General features: G+C 36.8%; 1 pseudogene. It reads left to right on the top strand.

Features of this window, described 5'->3' with window-relative positions:
• Window positions 1-302: pseudogene (locus AAEY62_RS21580) on the top strand (bifunctional [glutamate--ammonia ligase]-adenylyl-L-tyrosine phosphorylase/[glutamate--ammonia-ligase] adenylyltransferase); the annotation flags it as partial.

Here is a 302-nt window from a genome sequence, read left to right as displayed (position 1 = left end):
ATTCATAATGAGTTTAATCATGTAATAGGGGAGGAAACCGAGCCGCTAGATACTTGCGAAGGCGCATTTATTAGTACTTGGGATCATGGTGATGTGAGTTTTTTAAATGATCCCAGGGAAGATTGGCAAACACCACTACACGACTTTAAACAACGTATATCTAAAGCAAAAGTGGGTAATCGAGGGCGTAATATTCTTGATAAATTAATGCCGGTTTTACTCAAACAAATGAACGACTTTAATGCCACTGCCGAAACATTTAATGTTATTTGCCAAATACTCAATAAAATAATTTCGCGTAC

This window comes from Pseudoalteromonas sp. GW168-MNA-CIBAN-0100, assembly GCF_040309225.1.
Taxonomy (GTDB): domain Bacteria; phylum Pseudomonadota; class Gammaproteobacteria; order Enterobacterales; family Alteromonadaceae; genus Pseudoalteromonas; species Pseudoalteromonas arctica.
Note: the sequence above shows the minus strand (reverse complement) of the source record. Positions and strands in the feature narration are given on the sequence as shown.